The organism is Actinomadura madurae, from assembly GCF_047130825.1.
GTDB classification, from domain to species: Bacteria; Actinomycetota; Actinomycetes; order Streptosporangiales; family Streptosporangiaceae; genus Spirillospora; species Spirillospora madurae.
On sequence record NZ_CP083237.1, the window covers coordinates 7,918,052 to 7,938,100 of the forward strand.

A 20,049-nucleotide genomic window follows, 5' to 3' on the forward strand; every position below is an offset into this window, starting at 1 on the left:
GTTCGCGGTCTCGCGATCTGGGACCACTGTGCGCGACACCGTTTACGGGATCCTTACGGTTTCTCTTCGCTGGTCGGTGCGCATTAGGGTCACCGCATGCGCTTCGGGGTGCTCGGGCCGCTCGCCGTCTGGACCGACCAGGGCGGGCTCGTCCCGGTGCCCGGGTTGAAGGTGCGGGCCCTGCTGGCGGACCTGCTGGTGCACGAGGGCCGTCCGGTGCCCGCCGACCGGCTCGTCGACGACCTGTGGGGAGACGCGCCGCCCGGCAATCCGATGGGCGCGCTGTCGGCGAAGGTGTCGCAGCTGCGCCGGGTGCTGGAGGACGCGGAGCCGGGCGCCCGGACGCTGGTGGAGTCGCGCCCGGCCGGATACCTGCTCGGGGCGGGCGACGAGCGGGTGGACGCCCGCAGGTTCCAGGATCTGGTCGGTACGGCGCGCCGGGCGGAGGAGCCGAAGGAGAAGTCGGCGCTGTTCGCGGAGGCGCTGGGCCTGTGGCGCGGCCCCGCGTTCGCCGACCTCCGGGACGAGCCGTTCACCCGGGCGGCGGTCACCCGGCTGGAAGAGCTGCGGCTGACCGCGCTGGAGGAGCACGCCGAGGTCCGGCTCGACCTGGGCGAGCACGGGGCGCTGGCGGCCGACCTCGGCGACGCGGTGGAGGAGCACCCGCTGCGGGAGCGGCTGAGGGCCGCGCACATGCGCGCGCTCTACCGGGCGGGGCGGCAGAACGAGGCGCTGGAGAGCTACGAGCGCTACCGGACGCTGCTCGCCGACGAGCTGGGCCTCGATCCCGGGGCCGAGCTCGCCGACCTCCAGCGGGCGATCCTGCGCCAGGACCCGGGCCTGGACGCGCCCGCTCCGTCTCGCGGGCGGTCGAACCTGCCCGTCCCGCCGACGGAGCTGATCGGGCGGGACGGGGCCGTCCGGGAGATCCGGGCGCGGATCGGCACCGACCGGCTGGTCACGCTGACCGGGCCGGGCGGGGTCGGCAAGACGCGGCTCGCGATCGAGACGGCGGGCGGCCTCGTGGACGCCTTCGCCGACGGCGTGTGGATGGCGGAGCTGGCGGGCTTCGAGCGCTCGACGGTCCCCGACCTGGCGGAGGTCGTCACGGCGATCCTCGACATCCGGGACGCGCCGGGCGCGCCGGAGGCCGCGCTGGACCGGCTCGCGGCGGCGCTCGGCGCCCGCCGGCTGCTGCTCGTCCTGGACAACTGCGAGCACGTGGTCGAGCAGGCGGCCGGGCTGGCGGAGCTGCTGCTGCGCAGGGTGCCGGGCGTGCGGGTGCTCGCGACGAGCCGGGAGCCGCTCGGGCTGCCCGGCGAGGTGGTGTGGGCGGTCCCGCCGCTGGACGTGCCCGGCGACGGGGACGATCCGGCCGCGGCGAGCGCGGTCCGGCTGTTCGCGGCGCGGGCGGAGGCGGCGTCGCGGGACTTCCGGCTGGACGAGGCGACGGCCGGTCCGGCCGGCGAGCTGTGCCGGCGGCTGGACGGCATCCCGCTCGCGCTGGAACTGGCCGCGACCAGGGTGCGGACGCTCGGGGTGGAGGGGCTCGTCCGGCGGCTCGACGACCGGTTCCGGCTGCTGTCGTCCGGGCACCGCGGCGCCCCGGCCCGGCAGCGGACGCTCACCGCGATGATCGACTGGAGCTGGGACCTGCTGACCGGGCCGGAGCGGGCGGTGCTGCGGCGGCTGGCGGTGCACGCCGACGGCTGCGCGGCCGAGTCGGCGGAGGCGGTGTGCGCGGGAGAGGACGTCCCCGAGGAGGAGGTCCTCGACCTGCTGGTCCGGCTGGTCGACCGGTCGCTGGTCGTGATGACGGAGCGCCCCGGCGAGGGCCCCCGGTACCGGCTGCTGGAGTCCGTCGCCGCGTACGCGGCCGAGCGGCTGGCCGAGGCGGGCGAGGCCGAACGGGCGCGGGCCGCGCACCGCCGCTACTACCTGGACCTCGCCGAACGGGCGGAGTCCCGGCTCAGGGGAGCGGAGCAGGCGGCCGAACTCCGCGGGCTCGACATCGAGTCGCCGAACCTGCGGGCCGCGCTCGACGCCGCCCCGGGCGAGGAGGCGTTGCGGCTGGTCAACGCGCTCGCGTGGTACTGGTTCCTGCGCGGCAGGCTGACCGAGGCGCTGCGGTCGCTGGAGGCGGCGCTCGCGCGGGACGGCGGGTCGCCCGCCGCGCGGGCCAGGGCGCTGGCGTGGCAGGCGGGGCTGGCCGTGCTGAAGGGCGTCCCCGGCGACTGGGCGGCCCGCCGCGACGAGGCCCTCCGGCTCGCCGACGCGACGGGCGACGCCGAACTGAAGGCCTGGGCGCGCTGGTTCCTGGCCTTCGCCCGGTTCGAGGTGGACGACGTCACGGCGAGCACCGTTCTCCTGGACGAGGCGCTGGCCGGCTTCCGGGCCCTGGGCGACCGCTGGGGCGAGGCGGCGGCGCTGGCGCAGCGCGCCATGTTCGCCCACGCCCGCGGCGACCCGGCCGCGCTGGAGCGCGACGCCCAGCGGGCCGAGGCCCTGTTCACCGGGCTCGGCGACCGGTGGGGGCGGCTCCAGGCGGTGGAGTGGCTCGGCGGGCTGGCGGAGCTGACCGGCGACTACGACCGGGCCGAGCGGCTCCAGCACGACGCGCAGCGGATGGCCGAGGAGCTGCGGATGTGGCCGGACGTCGCCATGCGGATGGCGTGGCGCGGCTGGATCGCCCATCTGCGCCGCGACCAGGCGTCCGCCCGCCGGCTGTTCGGGCGGGCGCACCGGATCGCCGTCGAGCAGGGGTTCGCGCAGGCCGTGACGTTCGCCGAGCTCGGGCTCGGGCTGGCGGCGCGCTGCGAGGGCCGGCCGGACGACGCGGAGGACCGGCTGCGGCCCATGCTGGCGGCGGTGTCGCCCGAGGAGTTCCCGCCGCTGTACCTGCCGATGATCCAGACCGCGCTCGGGTTCGCGGCGGAGGCGCGCGGCGACGCGGTGTCCGCCGTCCGCTACCAGCGGGACGCGCTGGCCGTGGCGATCCGGCTGGAGGCCCCGCGCGACCTGGCGGGCTCCCTGGAGGGCCTGGCCGGAGCGCTGTCCCTGGCGGGCCGGGCGGACGACGCGGCGATCGCGCTGGGGAAGGCGGCGGCCGTCCGGAAGGCGGCCGGCGTGCCGGCCGGGCCCGTGGAACAGGACGACATCGACCGGGCCGCCGCGCGGATCGGGGACGCGGCGCGCGCGGACGCGTTCGCCGCCGGAGCCGCCCTTGAGCCCGGGGAGATCCTGCGCCGCGCGGAGGCCGTCCCGCCCGAAGGCCGCTCGGTCTGGGCGGACGATAGGTGATTTGTCCGTATTGCAGGAAGGTTGCGAAAGGTCAAGAAGTCGTCACACCCCCTTGTGGCGCCCCCGCCCTTGAATGATCATGATCCGCCGTGGGACGACGGGGGCTGGTGCTGAGCCGGATGGCCGGCGATCGCACGCTGGTGCTCGCCGCGTGCGCGACCGCGCTGTTCGCGACCACCATCCTCGCGGCCCTGGTCGGCTACACCGGGTCGGTGACGCGCGAAGGGCTCCGGCGCACGCTCGCCGACGCCACGTTCGCGTCCGTCGGGACGACCCTCGGCACGCAGGTCCCCCCGAACGGGCTCGCCGAGGTGCGGGGGCAGGTCGACCGGGCGCTGAAGCAGATCTACCGGGACGTCCCGCTCGCGGTCTCGATGAGCGTGCGCAGCGACTCCTACACGCTTCCCGGGCAGGAGGAGAGCGACCACCCCGAGCTGACCGCCTTCGGGACCTACACCGGCATCGAGCGGCACGCGCGGCTCGCCGAGGGCCGCTGGCCCGGCGCCGGCTCCGGGAAGGGCGCCGGCTCCGGGGAGATCGAGGCCGTCCTGCCCGTGGCCGCCGCCCGCGCCATGCGCGCCGAGCCGGACGACGTCCTCACGCTCCACGGGCGCGTCGCCAAGAAGTCGGTCGTGAAGGTGCGCGTCGTCGGGCTCTTCGAGGTCCCGAACCCGCAGGACTACTTCTGGCAGGACGACAAGCTCGTCACGACCGGTGTCGAGAAGCTCGACTACACGACCTATGGGCCGTTCGTGGTGTCCCCCGAGGTGTTCGCCGGCCGGTTCACCGGGACCGGCTCCGAGGCCCGCTTCACCGTCATGCCCGACCTGCGCGGCGTCGCGCCCGGCGACCTCGGCCCCCTCGGCGACCGCGTCGCCGGCGGGGCCGACACCTTCAAGGAGGCCGGCGACGGCGCGCAGTTCAGCGTCGCGACGGACCTGCCCGAGCTGACCGGCCAGCTGCGCACCGCCCTCCAGGTGGCACGGTCCACGATGCTCATCCCGGTGCTCCAGCTCGTCCTGCTGGCGGGCTGCGCGTGGCTGCTCGTCGCCCGGCTGCTCGCCGACCACCGGCGCGGCGAGGTCGCGCTGCTGCGCACCCGCGGCCTCGGGATGCGGCAGCTCGCCCGGCTCGGCCTCGCCGAGGGCCTGCTGATCGTGCTGCCCGCCGCGGTGCTCGGCCCGCTGCTCGCCCGGCCGCTGCTGCGGCTCGCCGGGCACGCGCCGGCCGTCCACGCGTCCGGGCTGCGGCTGGACGCCGGGCCCGCCGCGCCGCTGTGGATCGTGTCCGCGCTGACGGCCCTCGCCTGCGCCGCCGTCCTGACGATCCCGACGCTGCGCGGCGCGAACCGCACGTTCGTCGAGGCGCAGGCCGGGATCGGGCGGCAGGGGCGCGGCGGCCTGCGCGGCTCGGGCGTCGACCTCGCGCTCCTGCTCGTCGCGGGGCTCGCGATCTGGCAGCTCACCCGGTACGGGGCGGACGGCGCGGGCGCCGGGGACGGCACGTCCGGCATCGACCCGTTCATCGTGTCCGGCCCGGCGCTGGCGCTGCTCGCCGGCGGGGTGCTGCTGCTCCGGGTGGTGCCGCTGGTCTCCCGCGCCGCCGAACGGGTCGCCACCCGGGGCCGCGGGCTCGTGCCCGTCCTCGGCACCCGGCAGGTCGGCCGGCGCCAGCTCCGGTACACCGGGCCGGTGCTGCTGCTCGTCATGGCGATGGCCGTCGGGGTGCTGTCGGTGACGACGATGGCGACCTGGCGCCGGTCGCAGACCGACCAGGCCGACTTCCAGAGCGGCGCCGACCTGCGGCTGTCCGCCTCGACCCGCGAGGCGGGCCCGGGGCCGCTCGGGCAGGGCGCGCGGTTCGCGGGGCTGCCCGGCGTCACGGCCGCGTCGCCGGTGCTGCGCACGGACGCCGACCTCGGCACCGAACCCGCGACGCTGCTCGGCGTCGACGCCGGAGGGCTCGGGCCGCTGCTGAGCGTCCAGCCCGGCCTGCGGGACGACCTGCGGCTGGACGAGCTGGCGAGGGCCCGCCCCGCCGCCCCCGCGCTGACCGTCCCCGGCAGGCCCCGGCGGGTGCTGTTCGACCTGCGGCTCCGCCGCACCGGCCCCGTCCCCGAGGTCCCGCCCGCGTACACGCCGCCGCCCGGCAAGGGGTACCGGGTCGCGGTGACCGTCGTGGACGCGCGCGGGCTGACGCGGCGGGTGACCCTGCCCTCGATCGACGCGGACGGCGAGGAGCACACCGTCGCCCTCGACACCGCGGAGCTGGCCGGGCCTGGCGGCGTGCCGTCCTACCCGCTGTCCGTCCGGAGCGTCCACTACCTCTACGACGACAACACGTTCTCCGGCACCCTCGACCTGGAGCTGCTCAGCGTGCGCGGCGACGGCACCGGGCAGGCCGCGCTGCCCGCCGGATCCCGCTGGGACGCGTTCGCCGACTCCCCGAACGCCGAGAACCCGATCAAGCCGAGTGTCAAGGACCCGGGGGACGCGCTGGCCGAGCTCGCGCTCCCCGCGTCCCCGGCACCGAACCCGAACCGGGGCATCTACGGCTTCGCGACCGGCGCGGGCGTGCACGCCGTCCTCGGCACGTCCGCCCCGCCGTCGCACGACGCGCAGAACACCGACCTCCTCCCGGCCGTCCCCGGCGTGGTCACCGGCGAGATGGCCGGACGCGCCAGGACCGGCGTCGGCGGCACCCTCACCGTCAGCACCGTGGACGGCGACCAGCCGATCAAGGTCATGGGCATCGTGCCGGCCCTGCCGAGCGTGCCGGCCGGCCGGCCCGGCGTCCTGGTCGACCTGCCCACCCTCACCCAGAGCCGGATCTCCGTGCTCGGCGCGTCCGGCGACAGCGTCACGCCCCGCGAATGGTGGGCGTCGGCGCGCGCCGGCCGCACGGGCCCGGCCGTCCGGGAGCTCGCCCGGCACCCCGGCTGGGGCGAGGTCGCCACCGACCGCGCCCGGACCCGCGCCCGGCTCCGCGACGCCCCGCTCGGCGCGGCCCTCCAGGGCGCCCTCATCCTCGGCTTCGGCGCGGCGCTGGCGTTCGCCGTCATCGCGTTCGCGGTGAACGCGGCCGTCACCGCCGGGGAGCGGCACCGCGAGTTCGCCGTGCTGCGGGCGCTCGGCGTCCACCCCCGGCAGGTCGCGGGGATGCTCGCGATCGAGCAGGCCTACCTGGTCGCGCTGGGGCTGCTCGGCGGGACGGTCCTCGGGCTGGTCGTGGCGCGGCTCGTCGTCCCGCACATCGTGCTCAGCGTCCAGGCCGCGCAGCCGTACCCGCCCGCCGACCTCGTCGTCCAGTGGCCCGTGGTGCTCGGCGTGCTCGCGGCCGTGGCCGCCGTGCTCGGGCTCGTCCTCGCGCCCGTCGTCCGGACGCTGCGGCGCCGCGACCCCGGCGCCGGCCTGCGGGTGGGGGAGGACCGATGAGGGGCACCGGGGCCCGGCTCGCCCGCGCGCAGTGGGCGCCGCTCGCCGCGCTGGCCGTGCTGACGTTCGTGGCCGCGCTGCTCGCCACCGCCGTCCCGTCCCGCACGACCGCCGGATACGACCGCGCCGCGGCCGCCGCCGTCGGCCCGGCGGCCGACATCCGGGTGCGCGGGGAGGCGGGCGGCAGCACCGCCTTCGCCGCCGTGCCCAGCGAGGCCGCCCTCGGCGCCAACGCCATCTCCTGGCAGCAGCGGCTGCCCCGCTCGCTGAGCGACGTCTCCGGCGAGCCGGAGTCGTCGGTCACCTCCTCCGTCAACACCGTCGAGGGGACGTTCCGGCGGCCCCGGCTGCTCTATCTCGGCTGGGACCCTGGCGCGTGGCGGCGGATCCGCCTCGTCGAAGGCACGCCGGCCTACAACCGGCAGGGGCAGACGAGCGGCGACATGGCGGTGATGATCGCCAAGGAGTACGCCGGACGGCTCGGCTACAAGGTCGGCGACCGGATCGTCCTCGACGCCGTGACCGTCCGCGTCTCCGGCCTGTACGAACCGGTCGACCCCCGCGACCCCTTCTGGGCGCCGAGGGAGCGGCTCGTGCGCCCGACCGTCGAGTTCCTGCCCAAGACCACCATCGAGGCCGACGCGGGAACCGCGCTGATCGACGCCGCCGCCTACGCCCGCCTCACGCGCGACCCGACCCGGAAACTGAGCTACGAATGGCGGTTCCCGGTCCGCGCCGGCCAGGTCAGCGCCACGCAGGCCGAGGGCATGGCCGCCGACCTGGACGCCTTCCGCTCCGCCGTCGAGGGGCGCGCCGACCTGTTCCCTTGCGAGGTCTCCACCCCGCTGGACAACCGGCTGAAGGAGTTCACCGACCGGCTCCGCACCGCGCAGTCCGTCCTCGGCCTCGCCCTTGGCGGCCTCGTCGCCGTCGCCGCCGGGCTACTGCTCCTCGCCGCCGGGCTGCTCGCCGGGCGGCTCCGCCCGATCCTCGGGCTGATGCGGGCGCGCGGGGCGTCGCTGCGCCAGCTCGCGGTGCCCGCCTGCGGGCTGACCGCGCTCGCCGCCGTCCCGTCCGCCGGGCTCGGCTACGCGGCCGGACGGCTTCTGGACGCCGGGCCGCCGCAGGCCACGTCGGTGTACGCGATCGTCCTGCTCCTCGCTGCCGTGCTCGGCGTGCCGGCGGCGATGGTGGCGCGGGAGCGCGGCGGCGCGCTCGGCTCGGTCACCACCCGGCGCGACGACCTGGTCACGGCCCGCCCGTCCCCGCGGCGGCTCGTCCTGGACGTCCTGCTGGTGGCGCTCGCGGTGATCGGCGTCGTGCTGCTCCGGGAACGCGGCGGGACGTCCGGGACCGACCCGCTGGTCGCCGCCGTCCCCGTGCTGCTCGGCGCGGCGCTCGGCGTGCTCGTCCTGCGCGCCTACCCGTCCCTGCTGCGCGCGGCCGGGCCCCTCCTGCGGCGCCGCAGCGGCGCCGTCGCGTTCCTCGGCATCGCCCGCGCGTCCCGGCAGAACCTCGTCGGCGCGCTGCCGCTGGTCGTCCTGCTGCTGGCCGCGACCGTCGCCGGCTTCGCCGCCACCGTCGACACCGCCCTGCGCGACGGCCAGGTGCGCGCGTCCTGGGCCGAGACGGGCGCCGACGCCCGCGTCGAGGCCGCGGCGATGGACGACGCGGGCCTGCGCCGCATCCGCGCCGTGCCCGGCGTGACGGGCGCGGTCCGGGTCCGCGTCATCGCCCGGGCCTCGGCCGCCTCGGACCCCGCGCCGATCACCATCGTCGGCGTCGACCTGGACGCCTACCGGAGACTCGCGCCCGAGGTGCCCGGCATCCCCGGCTCGGGCTCGGTGCTCGCGTCGCCGCTGGCCTCCCGCACCATGGGCCCGGGCGCGGTGACGCTCGGCCGCGCCGGGATGGACCCGATCCGCGTCACGCCGTCCGGGCGGATCGAGCGCTTCCCCGGGCAGGAGACGAGGTCGGCGTTCGTGCTCGTCCCGTACGACATGGTCGCCGGGGCGACCGGGTTCCCGTCCCAGGTCTTCGTCGCCGGGCACGACCTGGACGCCGCGGCACTCCGCGCGGCGGCCCCCGGAAGCGACGTCCAGACGCGGGACCGGGTCCTGCGGGACATGACGCGGCTGCCGCTGGTGTCCGTCGTCCACGAGACGTTCCAGAGCGGCGCGCTCATCGCCGGCGTGCTGGGGCTGCTCGCCGTCCTGCTCGTCCTCGTCGTCGGCGCCCGCGCCCGCGGCCGGACGATCGCGCACCTGCGCGCCCTCGGGCTCAGCCGGCGGCAGAGCCGGGCCCTCGCGCTCGTCGAGATCGCGCCCGTCCTGCTGTGCGCGGTCGGCGCCGGCTGGGTGCTCGGCCTGCTCCTGCCCGACATCACCGGCCCGGTCGTCGACCTCGGCCCCTACACCGGCGGCTTCGCCGCCACCGCGCACGTCCCGGGCCTTTCCGCGCTGCTCGGTCTGCTCGCCGCCCTGCTGCTCGCCGCCGCCGCTGCCGTCGCCGTCGACCGCGCCTTCGACACCGACCCCGGAAACGTCCTGAGAACGGGGGACTCATGACCGACACACCGGACCTCGCCGAACTGGAGCGCCGCGCCGCCGAACGCGGACCCGTCTACGGCGAGGGCGCCCACATCGTCTGCGACAACCTCGTCCGCATCTACAAGACCGACGGCGTCGAGGTCGTCGCGCTCCAGGGCCTCGACCTGCTCGTCGACCCCGGCGAGCTCGTCGCCATCGTGGGCGCGTCCGGCTCGGGCAAGTCGACGCTGCTGAACATCCTGTCGGGCCTGGACGTGCCGACCGCCGGCGTCGCCCGCGTCGCCGGGTCCGACCTGCTCACCATGGCGTCCAGGGAGCGGCTGAGGTTCCGGCGCGAGCAGGTCGGGTTCATCTGGCAGCAGACGTCCCGCAACCTGCTCCCGTACCTGACCGCCGCGCAGAACGTCGAGCTGCCCATGAAGTTCGCCGGCCGGTCGCGGCGGGCCCGCGCCACCCGCGCCGCCGAGCTGCTCGGCATGCTGGACGTCGGCGACTGCGCGGCCCGCCGCCCGGACGAGCTGTCCGGCGGCCAGCAGCAGCGCATCGCGATCGCCGTCGCCGTCGCCAACGAGCCGCACGTCGTGCTGGCCGACGAGCCCACCGGCGAGCTCGACACCGTCACCGCCGCCGGGGTGTTCGCCGCCCTCCGCCGCGTCAACGAGGAACTGGGCACCACCACCGTCGTGGTCACCCACGACACGCAGGTGTCCGAGCGCGTCGACCGCACGGTCGGCATCCGGGACGGCCGCACCAGCGTCGAGGTCCGCCGCGGCGGCGGCACCGCCGAGGAGTACGCCGTCCTCGACCGCGCCGGCCGCGTCCAGCTCCCCGCCGCCTTCACCTCGGCCCTCGACATGCGCGACCGCGTCCGCCTCGCCCTGGAAAGCGACCACGTCGGCGTCTGGCCCGACCGGGAGGAAGCAGAATGACCGACCCGATGGTGGCCGTCGAAGGGCTCGTCCGGACCTACCGCACCGGAAAGATCGAGGTCCCCGCGCTGCGCGGCGCGTCCTTCACCGTCCGCGCGGGGGAGCTCGTCGCGATCAAGGGCCGTTCGGGCTCCGGCAAGACGACCCTGCTCAACCTGATCGGCGGCCTCGACGGCCCGGACGGCGGCACCGTCCGCGTCGACGGCCGCGACGTCGGCGCCCTCCCGGAGGACGACCTGCTCGCCCTCCGCCGCGACGACATCGGGTACGTCTTCCAGTCGCACGGCCTGATCCCCGTCCTGTCGGCCGCCGAGAACGTCGAGGTCCCGCTGCGCCTCGTCCGCACGCCGCCGGCGGAACGCGACGAACGCGTCCGCGTCCTGCTCGGCCTCGTCGGCCTGGCCGACCACGCGGCCCAGCGCCCCTACGAGCTCTCCGGCGGCCAGCGCCAGCGCGTCGCCATCGCCCGCGCCCTCGCCAACCGTCCCCGCCTGCTGCTCGCCGACGAGCCCACGGGACAGCTCGACTCCGAGACCGCCGCCGCCATCATGCCCCTGCTCCGCGCGGTCGTCTCCAGCGAGGGCGTGACCGTCCTGGTGGCCACCCACGACCAGGCCCTGCTGGCCGAGGCCGACCGCGTCCTGAACCTGGAGGACGGCGTGATCACCGAAACACCCGTCCCCGCCTGACGTCGCGGGACGGCCAGCGGTTTTATCTCGCCTTTCAACGGTCCTTGATCTATTGGCGGCACCGACACCGATGATCTTGGAGGTCCGATGAAACGCGTGCTTCGCGCCGGGCTCGTGGCCGCGGTCCTGGCCGGAGCGGCGGCACCCGCCGCCGCGGCCACGACCCCGCCCGACCCCGCTCCCGGTGGCCCCCAGCGGCCCTTCGAGCCCGACGTGGCGGGACCGCGCAACCTCGACTCGCTCCAGGTGACCGCGACCAAGGGCGAGGGTCGCAGCGTGACGGTCGCCTTCGACCGCCGCAGCCGCACCGCCGAGGGCGCGGTCCCCGCGGGCGCCCGCCGGTTCGTCTTCCTCTTCGACCGGGCGATCTCCTTCAACCCCCAGGCGTTCCCGACGTGCGCGCGCACGGTCATCACCGAAGACGGCCCGGACGCCTGCCCGCCGGGCTCCCAGGTCGGCAGTGGCATCGGCACCTCCTTCGACGGGACCGAGCAGCCGGTTCTGGTGTTCAACACCAGGGTCGGATCGCTGCCCGGGGTTCTCGTCGTCCTCCCCGAAACGAACGTCGTCCTGGAGCAGACGTTCGAACGGGTCTCCACCCCCTACCGGGGCACCTACAGGTGGACGCTGGACGAGATCCTGCCGCCCACCTCCGTCCCGCCCCAGGACCGCGCCGGCACCTCACGGTTCAGGCTCGCCTTCGGCGCCACCACCCACCGTCACGGCCGCCCGATCGGTTTCGCCGAGACCTCCGCGCGTCCCGGCACCCCGATGCGGTTCGGCCTGTGGAGCGAGTTCGTCACAGGCCAGGTGGTCCTGCCCACCTCCACGACCGCTCTCCGGTAAGCCGCACCCGGCCGCGGTGGGTGAGGGTCATGGCGATGCGGTGCGGGTGGTGAAGGTGTGCTTCCGGGTCACGTAGATGCGGGCCACGGCGGTCAGGACGACGGCCTGCGGAAGCCACACGGCCACCATGATCGGGAAGTTCTCGCCGCCCGCACTGGCCAGGAGCGGGGTGAAGAGGCCCGCGAAGAACAGGGCCACGGCCAGGCCGAGCATGGCGGCGAAGCCCCGGGTCGGTTCCGGGTCCCCACGGCGGGCCAGGCGCCATGCGCACGCGGCCGCCACGAGGAGGGCCGGGGGGACCACGATCAGCGCGGCGATGAGGAACCGCGCGCGCATGTCGGCCGGGGCGACGGAGGTGTCCTGGGTGTCCCCGTTCGCCGCGATCTCCGTCAGCCGTCCGCGCCAGATGGTGCCGGTGACCCGGTCGCCCTTGCCGAGGTCGTCCAGGACGGGACCTGAGTTGGTGTAGGACGTCTCCCACCTGACGCCGTCCGGGTCCGTCAGGAACGCGCGATCCAGCTCGCCGCGCTTGGCGGTCCTGTGGACGCCCGTCACGGTGAACTCCCGGGTCCAGCGGCATTCGGCGGGCGCGGGCGGCTCGGCCGGGCAGCGCGGCGCGGCGTTGTAGGCGTCCAGGGCGCGGGTTCCGCCCGGGGCCTCCGTCGCGACGAAGTACGCGGTGATCGCCGCAACGGCGACGGCAGCGAGCAGAGCGAGCACGGTCGCGACCGTGCCGCCCAGGCTTCCGGAATGTCGCATGTCCTGATTATCCCATTTGGTGGATCTTGGTGGCGCACGCCGCGGTCGAGGTCCACCGAGTGGTCGCCGTGTCGCCTGAGCGCCTCGGCCAGGCGACCGCGGCGACCCGGATGCCGAGGGCCGTGGATGGCGTGGCCGACCGCCGCGGGCCGGTTGGACGGTGATCGGCAGGGGCATATCTCGTGCCGTAGGTCGGCTCGGGACGGGAGTTTCACTGTGGCGACCGTTGTGCTCGTGGGGACACTCGACACAAAGGGCGCGGAGTACGCATGGCTGCGTGACCGGGTGCGGGAGCTGGGGTGCGACACCGTGCTCGTTGACGCGGGGGTCGGGCCGTCCGAGATGGACGCCGACGTCTCCGCGGAGGAGGTCGCGCGGGCCGGTGGGGCGTCGCTGGAGGCGCTGCGGGACGCGGGGGATCGCGGGGCCGCCGTCACGGCGATGGGGGAGGGCGCGGCGGCCGTGCTGGCGGGGCTGGAACGGGTGGACGCCGTCCTCGCGGTCGGTGGGAGCGGTGGATCGTCGATCGCGGCGCGGGCCGTCCGGGACCTGCCGATCGGGCTGCCGAAGCTGATCGTGTCCACGATGGCGTCCGGGGACGTGACGCCGTACGTCGGCGCCAAGGACGTGACGCTGATGTACAGCGTCGTCGACATCGCGGGCGTGAACCGGGTGTCGCGGCTCATCCTCGGGAACGCGGCGGCGGCCGCGGCCGGGATGGCGAAGGCGTACGAGCCGTCGGGCGCGGAGGACGACCGTCCCCTCGTCGGGGCGTCCATGTTCGGCGTGACGACGCCGGCGGTGGACGCGGCCCGCGAACGGCTGGACGAACTCGGCTACGAGGTGCTCGTCTTCCACGCGACCGGGGCCGGAGGCCGTGCGCTCGAAGGACTCGTCGAGAGCGGGCTGCTGGCCGGAGTACTGGACCTGACCACGACCGAACTGGCCGACGACCTCGTCGGAGGCGTCCTGTCCGCCGGGCCGGACCGGCTGACGGCGGCGGGAAAGCACGGAATCCCGCAGGTCGTGGCGCCCGGAGCCCTCGACATGGTCAACTTCGGGCCGCGCGAGACCGTCCCGGAACGCTTCCAAGGACGCAACCTCTACGTCCACAACCCGACCGTGACGCTGATGCGCACGACCCCGGAGGAAATGGCCGAACTGGGACGGCGAGTCGCGTCCAAGCTGGCCGCGGCGACCGGCCCGGCCGTGCTCTTCCTCCCGCTCGGCGGCGTGTCGGCGCTGGACGCGTCCGGGATGCCGTTCCACGATCCGGAGGCGGACGCGGCCTGCTTCGCCGCCATGGAGGGCGCCGTGGAGACGGAGAGGCTCGACATGAACATCAACGATCCGGCCTTCGGCCGCGCCATGGCCGACCGGCTGCACCGGATGATCTCGGAGGAGGCGCAGTGAACCGCGAGACCGTCCTCTACCGGCTGCGGAACACCGTCGCGGAGGGCAGGCCCGTCATCGGCGCCGGGGCGGGCACCGGGCTGTCGGCCAAGTGCGCCGAGGCCGGCGGCGTCGACCTGATCATCATCTACAACTCGGGCCGCTACCGGATGGCCGGGCGCGGATCGCTCGCCGGGCTCCTGCCGTACGGGGACGCCAACCAGATCGTGGTGGAGATGGCGTCCGAGGTCCTCCCGGTCGTGGCGGACACGCCCGTCCTCGCCGGGGTGTGCGGCACCGACCCGTTCCGGGTGATGCCCGTCTTCCTCGACCAGCTCAAGGCCATGGGGTTCGCCGGCGTGCAGAACTTCCCCACGGTCGGGCTCTACGACGGGGTGTTCCGGCAGAACCTCGAAGAGACCGGCATGGGGTACGACCTGGAGGTCGAGATGGTGCGGCTCGCCCACGAGCGCGGCCTCGTCACCGCCCCGTACGTGTTCGACGAGGACCAGGCGCGCGCGATGGCGGAGGCCGGCGCCGACGTCCTCGTCCCGCACGTCGGCCTCACCACCAAGGGCAGCATCGGCGCCGGCACCGCCCTGACGCTGGACGAGGCGGTCGAACGCGTCCAGGCCATGCGCGACGCCGCGTCCGCCGTCCGCCCGGACATCCTCGTCCTCTGCCACGGCGGCCCCATCGCCGAACCGGACGACGCTTCCTACGTCCTGTCGCGGACCGAGGGGGTCGCCGGCTTCTTCGGCGCCTCCTCCGTCGAGCGGCTGCCCACCGAGCGCGCCATCACCCGGCAGGTGGCCGCCTTCAAGAACCTGGAGCTCTGAATGCTGGTCAAACCCGGCGACGTGACCACGATGACCTTCGGCTGGGGGTCGATCAAGTGGTTCGTCACCCCGTCCACCGTGCCCGCCGCGGGCAGCACCCTGGGCGAGGTCATCGTCAACCCCGGCCAGGGCCATGCGCGCCACCACCACGCGAACGCCGAGGAGATCATCTACGTCGTCTCCGGCGAGGCCGCCCAGATGGTCGACGACGGAGAGCCGTTCACGATCGGCGAGGGCGACGCCGTCCACATCCCGAAGGGCGTCTGGCACTCCACCTACAACACCACCTGGCGCCCGCTCCGCCTGATCGTCACCTACACCCCCGGCGGCGAGGAAAAGGCCCTGGAAGCCGCCCCGGACTACACCCTCCACGCCGCCGGCGCCATCCCCGAATGGCACCAAACCTAACCCACCACCTAGGCAAGGCGACCGAGCGTTCACCCGCAGGCAAGGACGGCGAGGCCCACGTGCCGCAGCCGGACGATAAGACGGCCGAGCATGGCCACTCCTCGACCCCCAGAGCGCCGCGGCGTCGCCTCCCCGCGGCGCCGAGGCCAGGCGGCATTAAGGCCACGCGGCGTCGCCTCCACGCGGCGTTGAGACCACGCGGCGTTGAGACCACGCGGCGTTGAGACCACGCGGCGTTGAGACCACGCGGCGTTGAGACCACGCGGCGCCGAGGCCAGGCGGCGCCGAGACCGGGCGGCGCCGAGACCGGGCGGCGCCGAGACCGGGCGGCGTTGAGGTCAGGCGGCGTCGAGCCAGGCGGCGTTGAGCTCAGGCGGCGTTGAGGTCAGGCGGCGTCGCCTCCACGCGGCGCCGAGACCGGGCGGGAATGCGGCACGCAGCCAGTCCAGCGGGTTTGGCATGCAGGCCGGGTGTGAACCCGTCGGGTCGGCGACATGTGGGCGGGGGCGGGACTCTAGGTGTTTGACCAGGCGGCGAGGCCGTCTTCGGTGAGGATGTTGTCGAATGCGGCGTCGGCGGCGCCGGTCACGGGGCCCAGGGCGCCCAAGGCTGTCGGGCGGACGGGGGGTGGTGTCGCCCGGCGGTAGCGCATGAGGGCGGCGTTGTAGCCGGTTTCGAGGGCCACGGGCGCCGTCTCGGCGAGGTCGGTCGCGAGGCCGGAGAGGGTGACCACGTCGGGGTCGAGGCCGTTGACGAGGGCGCCGATGCCGCGTCCGAGCGCGTGCGCGGCTGCGGCGACGGCCGTGCGGGACTTCGGGTCGGCAGCGGCGGCGGCGATGATCTGCTCGGCCGTCGTGCGGGGGTCGCGGGGCGCGGGGCGGCCGAGCGTCCGGGCCATGGCGCGGCCGTCGACCTCCAGGTCCCAGCAGCCGCGGGCGCCGCACGGGCATTCGCGCGCGGGATCGCCGAACGGCATGTGGCCGAACTCGCCGCCCGCGCCGGTCGCGCCGTCCACCGGGCGCCCGTCCACGACGAGGATGCCGCCGACGCCGACCTCGACGGTGAGGTGCAGGACGACCCGCGCCCCGGTGCCCGCGCCGCGCCTGGCCTCGGCCAGCCCGGCGAGCGAGGCGTCGTTGCCGACGAGCAGGGGGACTCCGGCGAGTTCGAGCGGCTCCAGGGCGACGTCGCGCCACCCCATGCCGGACGCCTGGACGACCGTCGTCCCGCTGACCGTCCCGGCCACGCACGCGGACACCGCACGGAGCCGCCGTCCGAAGCGGGCGTGCAAGGCCGATACCTGCTCGCCGAGCGTTCCGAGGACCGCGAGGGAGCCGGAATGGCGGCCCGCCTCCTCCGTGATGACGCGGCCGCCGAGTTCCACGCAGGCCACGCGCCAGCGCTCGTGGCTGATGTCGGCCACGCACACCAGCGGGCCGTCCGGATGGGCGGTGAGCGCGGGGGAGGGGCGGCCGCGTCCGCCGGTTCGGGTGGACGTGCTCTCGTCGACCAGCCGGGACGCCTTGAGCCGGCCGGTGATCTCCGTGGCCGATCCGCTGCTCAACCCCAGCGCGCGTGCCGCGTCCGCGCGTGTCGCGGACGGGTGTGCGTGGACGTACCGGAGCACGGCCAGCGCCCCCTGGCTGCGCAGGGCGCGTGCGGAGTGCGCGGTCTTCTGCATGGTGACATCCTGGCGCTTGGCGATTATCCTCGTTGCACGAGCATATTCCGGGAGGCGTGCGACGATGGACTCTGCCGACACGGACCGGGCGCCCGCCGCGGCAACCGCCCCCGCCTCGTCCGGACGGGGAACACTCGCGCTCTACGGCACGTTCGGGTGCCTCGGCTACCTGCTCACCGCGCTCGGTGCCGTCCTGCCCGAGTTGCGCGAGGAGCGAGGGCTGCCGCGAGCCGAGGCCGCCCTCTACCCTTCGGCCTTCGCGCTCGGCCTCGTCGTGGTCGGCCTGGTGGGCCACCGCCTCGCGGAGCGGCTCGGACGGTACGCATTGCCGACGGCCTTGACCGCCCTCGTCGGCGGCGCCGCGCTGCTGGCCGCCGGCGGTGGACGTCTCGGAACGGCAGCCGGCGCCCTGGTCCTCGGCCTCGGTGGCGCGGGCCTCGTCCAACTCGTCCCGGCGGCTCTGCGCGCGGCACACCAAGGCGATGGAACGATCCAGATCGGTCAGGCCAACGCCGTCTCCAGCGCCGCGTCCGTCCTCTCCCCGGTCATCATCGGCGTCACCCTCGCCCACAACCTCGGCTGGCGCGCCGCCTTCGCCATCCCCCCAGCTCTCCTGGCCGCCACCATCCTCCTCCCCCTAACCCGAACCGCTGCCCCGTCCATAAACCCCACCGCTCCCACCGTCCCCAACAAACCTGCTACACCTGAAGGATCTCCCGCCCCCATCACCAACCCCACGGCTGCCCCCACCGTCCCCGCTCCCGCCGCCCCCAGTGACCCTGCCGTTCCCAGCGGGCCTGCTGTCTCCCGCGGGCCTGCCGTCCCCGGTGATCCTGCCGTTCCCAGCGGGTCTGTTGTCTCCCGCGGGCCTGCCGTTCTGAGCGTTCCGGTCGGCGATGGGGTGGTCGGTGGTTGGGGTGTTCTGTGGGGGTTTTGGGGGCGGTGGGTTGATCTTGTGCTGGCGGTGGGGGTGGAGTTCTGCATGGTGTTCTGGGCGGCGGACTTCTTGCGGTCGGTGAAGGAGTTCGGGGCCGGGACGGCGACGACGTTGTCGGCGGCCTTCGTGCTGGGCATGGCGGTCGGGCGAGCCGTGGCGGGGCCGGCCGTGAGGTTCGGGGGACGTCCCGACCGGCTGCTCGCGTTCGCGGCGCTGGTCGGCATCGGCGGGTTCGCGATCCTCTGGACGTCGCCGGCACCCGTCGCGGTCGCCGGGCTGCTGGTCACCGGGCTCGGTGTGGCGCTGCTCTACCCGGTGATCCTGGGGCAGGCGCTGGCCGCGTGGGAGTCCCAGCCGGTGCGGGCCGCCGCGCGGTGCGCGCTCGCGTCCGGGGTGGCGATCGGCGTGGCCCCGCTCGCTCTCGGGACGCTCGCCGACCTCACCACTCTGCGCGCCGCCGTCTTCGTCGCCCCCGTCCTGCTGGTGGTCCTGCTGGTGCGGTGCGCGTGGCGGCTCAAGGCATCGATGCGGTTTCCGCTCAGCTCGACGGTGGCCGGACGTTGACGGCACGGCGAGCCCCACGGGTGTGCGGATCGCCGTGCCGACATGCTGGACGGCGTCCGGTGTCAGAAGGGGATGGGGGTTGTGATCATGCCTGCGTGGGCGAGGATCGTGGGGGCGTCGTCCACGGGTGGGTGGATGACGTCCATGAGCCAGCGCTTGACCCACTTGCCCTCCGCGCCGGACAGGGCGATGCGGCGGTCCCAGCCGCGGGTGTAGACGGCGCCGGCGGCGCCCAGGTCCACGTCGGTGACGTAGGGCGCGGGGGCGAAGTCGACCAGCGGGACGCCCAGGAGGTCCGCCGCCGCGTTGTGTCCGGCCGTCTTGCCCATCGGGGTCGCGTGCTGGCAGCTCTGCACCGTCCAGTGGTCCTGGTCCGCGCGGGCGGCGGCGACGTCGCCGGCGGCGAAGACGTGCGGGTGGGCGCGCAGGTGCGCATCTACCTCCAGGCGGCCCAGGTGGTCGCGCTCGCCGGGGATGTGGGACGTGAGCGGGCTCGCTTCGAGGCCCGCCGTCCACACGACGGCGTCCGCCGGGATCCGGGAGCCGTCGGCCAGTACCGCGCCGCCGTCCAGGACTTCGGCCACGGTGGTGCCCAGGCGCCGCTCGATGCCGAGTCGGTCCAGCGCCACCTCGATCGCCGGGCGCGGGCCGAGGCCGAGGTCGGGGGCCACTTCGGAGGCCTTCTCGACGAGGACGACGCGGCCCCGCCCGGCGAGTTCCGTGGCGACCTCCAGGCCGGCGAAACCGGCGCCGACCACGACGGCCGTGTAGCCGTCCCGGCCGCGCAGGTGGCCGCGGAGCCGCTGGGCGCCCTCCAGCGTGTCCACGTCGAACAGCCGCTCGGCGCCCGGAATGTCCGGCCGGACGAGGTGGCTGCCCGCGGCGAGGACGAGCCGGTCGTACTCGATCGGGCGGCCGTCGGCGATCACCACGCGGCCGTCCACGTCGATGTCCTGGACCACCGCGCGGACATGCTCGACGCCCACCGGTTCCAGGATCCGCTTCAGCGCGACCGTCGCGCGTGCGGGCTCCGGCTCGTAGAGGCGGGGGCGCAGGACGAGGTCCTTTCCGGGCGCGACCAGCGTGATGCGCAGGTCTTCCGAGCCCCGCACCCGGGCCGCCGCGGCGGCGCTCCACACCCCGGCGAAACCACCGCCCACGATCACAACATGCGACATGTCCGTCTCCCTCATCTCGGTTCGCGCCAGGAAGACAAGACACGCCCCGCACATGTGACCGAACGCCCGCGGGCTCGACGCCCTACCTCAGCCCCCGTCCACGTCCGCTGCCGCCCGACCCTGGGGTGAGGGCCCGGTGGACGGGCGAAGGTGGCGCCGCGAAAGGTTGATAGGTGGCTGTCGTGTGCGGCCTGGTTGGAGGCGCTGGGCAGGCGAAAGCGGCACCGCCAGGGTCGAAGGGCGTGTGGGTCTCGTACGCGGCCGACGGCCTGCGGATGGATCCGACGTCGAGCAGGCCGAGGGTGCTGCGCTGCCTCCGGTTCTGTCCGCTGGTGGGGGCCGTTCGCGGCGTCCGACGCGCCGCGGCGACCCGGCCGCCGGCGCCGGGCCGGGAAGACGGGCGGGCGCCGTGGCCCCGGACGCCGCGTTCGCCGCCGCCGCGTTCGCCGCCGCCGTGGCCCCGGACGCGGTGACCGGCGCGGGGTGTGGACGGGGTGACCGGCGTGGCTGTGTGCGGTGACAGGGGCGGGTGTGGGTGTGGTGA

At 75.3% G+C, this 20,049-nt stretch carries 13 protein-coding genes; 10 read left to right on the top strand and 3 right to left on the bottom strand.

The genetic code is table 11. The features are described from left to right. Positions 1-96 precede the first annotated feature (96 nt). The 6 genes from K8Z49_RS36690 to K8Z49_RS36715 all read left to right on the top strand — a co-directional run bounded on the left by K8Z49_RS36690 (position 97) and on the right by K8Z49_RS36715 (position 11,747). Positions 97-3,300: a BTAD domain-containing putative transcriptional regulator gene (locus K8Z49_RS36690; protein ID WP_412516313.1), complete on the top strand. Its 3,204-nt coding sequence runs from the start codon at positions 97-99 to the stop codon at positions 3,298-3,300. An 89-nt stretch (positions 3,301-3,389) separates the two neighbouring features. After that, positions 3,390-6,734 carry an FtsX-like permease family protein gene (locus K8Z49_RS36695; RefSeq protein WP_412516314.1) on the top strand — a complete coding sequence of 1,115 codons (3,345 nt, stop codon included), beginning with the start codon at positions 3,390-3,392 and terminating at the stop codon, positions 6,732-6,734. Beyond that, positions 6,731-9,301, top strand: a complete 2,571-nt coding sequence (gene cas5, locus K8Z49_RS36700) for a CRISPR-associated protein Cas5 (RefSeq protein ID WP_412516315.1) — start codon at positions 6,731-6,733, stop codon at positions 9,299-9,301. The genes K8Z49_RS36695 and cas5 overlap by 4 nt, the downstream gene beginning before the upstream one ends. Beyond that, positions 9,298-10,212, top strand: coding sequence for an ABC transporter ATP-binding protein (locus tag K8Z49_RS36705; RefSeq protein WP_021598824.1), 915 nt, complete (start codon positions 9,298-9,300; stop codon positions 10,210-10,212). The genes cas5 and K8Z49_RS36705 overlap by 4 nt, the downstream gene beginning before the upstream one ends. Next, positions 10,209-10,901 (top strand): ABC transporter ATP-binding protein, encoded by a 693-nt coding sequence (locus tag K8Z49_RS36710; RefSeq protein WP_412516316.1) that lies wholly within the window; start codon positions 10,209-10,211, stop codon positions 10,899-10,901. The genes K8Z49_RS36705 and K8Z49_RS36710 overlap by 4 nt, the downstream gene beginning before the upstream one ends. Before the next feature lie 87 nt (positions 10,902-10,988). Further along, on the top strand, positions 10,989-11,747 hold the full coding sequence (locus K8Z49_RS36715; RefSeq protein WP_412516317.1) for a hypothetical protein: 759 nt from the start codon (positions 10,989-10,991) through the stop codon (positions 11,745-11,747). Between the two features lie 27 nt (positions 11,748-11,774). Here K8Z49_RS36715 and K8Z49_RS36720 read toward each other — a convergent pair whose 3' ends face one another. After that, positions 11,775-12,506, bottom strand: a complete 732-nt coding sequence (locus K8Z49_RS36720; RefSeq protein ID WP_412516318.1) for a hypothetical protein — start codon at positions 12,504-12,506, stop codon at positions 11,775-11,777. A gap of 234 nt (positions 12,507-12,740) precedes the next feature. On the opposite strand from K8Z49_RS36720, the gene K8Z49_RS36725 reads away from it, so the two are divergent. The 3 genes from K8Z49_RS36725 to K8Z49_RS36735 are packed head-to-tail and all read left to right on the top strand — an operon-like array spanning position 12,741 to position 15,145. Further along, the gene (locus K8Z49_RS36725) at positions 12,741-13,919 is read left to right on the top strand and encodes a Tm-1-like ATP-binding domain-containing protein (RefSeq protein WP_412516319.1); all 1,179 of its coding nucleotides are present in this window, start codon (positions 12,741-12,743) and stop codon (positions 13,917-13,919) included. Next, positions 13,916-14,737, top strand: coding sequence for a phosphoenolpyruvate hydrolase family protein (locus tag K8Z49_RS36730; protein WP_075023548.1), 822 nt, complete (start codon positions 13,916-13,918; stop codon positions 14,735-14,737). Before K8Z49_RS36725 ends, K8Z49_RS36730 begins: the two co-directional genes overlap by 4 nt. Further along, complete coding sequence (locus K8Z49_RS36735) at positions 14,738-15,145, top strand: cupin domain-containing protein (RefSeq protein WP_021598831.1); 408 nt, start codon at positions 14,738-14,740, stop codon at positions 15,143-15,145. A 514-nt stretch (positions 15,146-15,659) separates the two neighbouring features. Here the strand turns inward: K8Z49_RS36735 and K8Z49_RS36740 are convergent. Further along, positions 15,660-16,826, bottom strand: coding sequence for an ROK family transcriptional regulator (locus K8Z49_RS36740; RefSeq protein ID WP_075023549.1), 1,167 nt, complete (start codon positions 16,824-16,826; stop codon positions 15,660-15,662). Between the two features lie 64 nt (positions 16,827-16,890). On the opposite strand from K8Z49_RS36740, the gene K8Z49_RS36745 reads away from it, so the two are divergent. Next, entirely contained in the window at positions 16,891-18,327 is a 1,437-nt protein-coding gene (locus tag K8Z49_RS36745; RefSeq protein ID WP_412516320.1) for an MFS transporter, read from the top strand. A 62-nt stretch (positions 18,328-18,389) separates the two neighbouring features. On the opposite strand, the gene K8Z49_RS36750 is transcribed toward K8Z49_RS36745, so the two are convergent. Then, positions 18,390-19,505 (bottom strand): NAD(P)/FAD-dependent oxidoreductase, encoded by a 1,116-nt coding sequence (locus K8Z49_RS36750; RefSeq protein WP_024934960.1) that lies wholly within the window; start codon positions 19,503-19,505, stop codon positions 18,390-18,392. Positions 19,506-20,049: the final 544 nt, after the last annotated feature.

Excerpts from the sequence above, each read along its gene's own strand:
- K8Z49_RS36720 (WP_412516318.1), bottom strand. The coding sequence starts at position 12,506 with ATGCGACATTCCGGAAGCCTGGGCGGCACGGTCGCGACCGTGCTCGCT.
- K8Z49_RS36750 (WP_024934960.1), bottom strand. The coding sequence starts at position 19,505 with ATGTCGCATGTTGTGATCGTGGGCGGTGGTTTCGCCGGGGTGTGGAGC.
- K8Z49_RS36745 (WP_412516320.1), top strand. The coding sequence starts at position 16,891 with ATGGACTCTGCCGACACGGACCGGGCGCCCGCCGCGGCAACCGCCCCC.
- K8Z49_RS36710 (WP_412516316.1), top strand. The coding sequence starts at position 10,209 with ATGACCGACCCGATGGTGGCCGTCGAAGGGCTCGTCCGGACCTACCGC.
- K8Z49_RS36740 (WP_075023549.1), bottom strand. The coding sequence starts at position 16,826 with ATGCAGAAGACCGCGCACTCCGCACGCGCCCTGCGCAGCCAGGGGGCG.
- K8Z49_RS36735 (WP_021598831.1), top strand. The coding sequence starts at position 14,738 with ATGCTGGTCAAACCCGGCGACGTGACCACGATGACCTTCGGCTGGGGG.
- cas5 (WP_412516315.1), top strand. The coding sequence starts at position 6,731 with ATGAGGGGCACCGGGGCCCGGCTCGCCCGCGCGCAGTGGGCGCCGCTC.
- K8Z49_RS36705 (WP_021598824.1), top strand. The coding sequence starts at position 9,298 with ATGACCGACACACCGGACCTCGCCGAACTGGAGCGCCGCGCCGCCGAA.
- K8Z49_RS36715 (WP_412516317.1), top strand. The coding sequence starts at position 10,989 with ATGAAACGCGTGCTTCGCGCCGGGCTCGTGGCCGCGGTCCTGGCCGGA.
- K8Z49_RS36690 (WP_412516313.1), top strand. The coding sequence starts at position 97 with ATGCGCTTCGGGGTGCTCGGGCCGCTCGCCGTCTGGACCGACCAGGGC.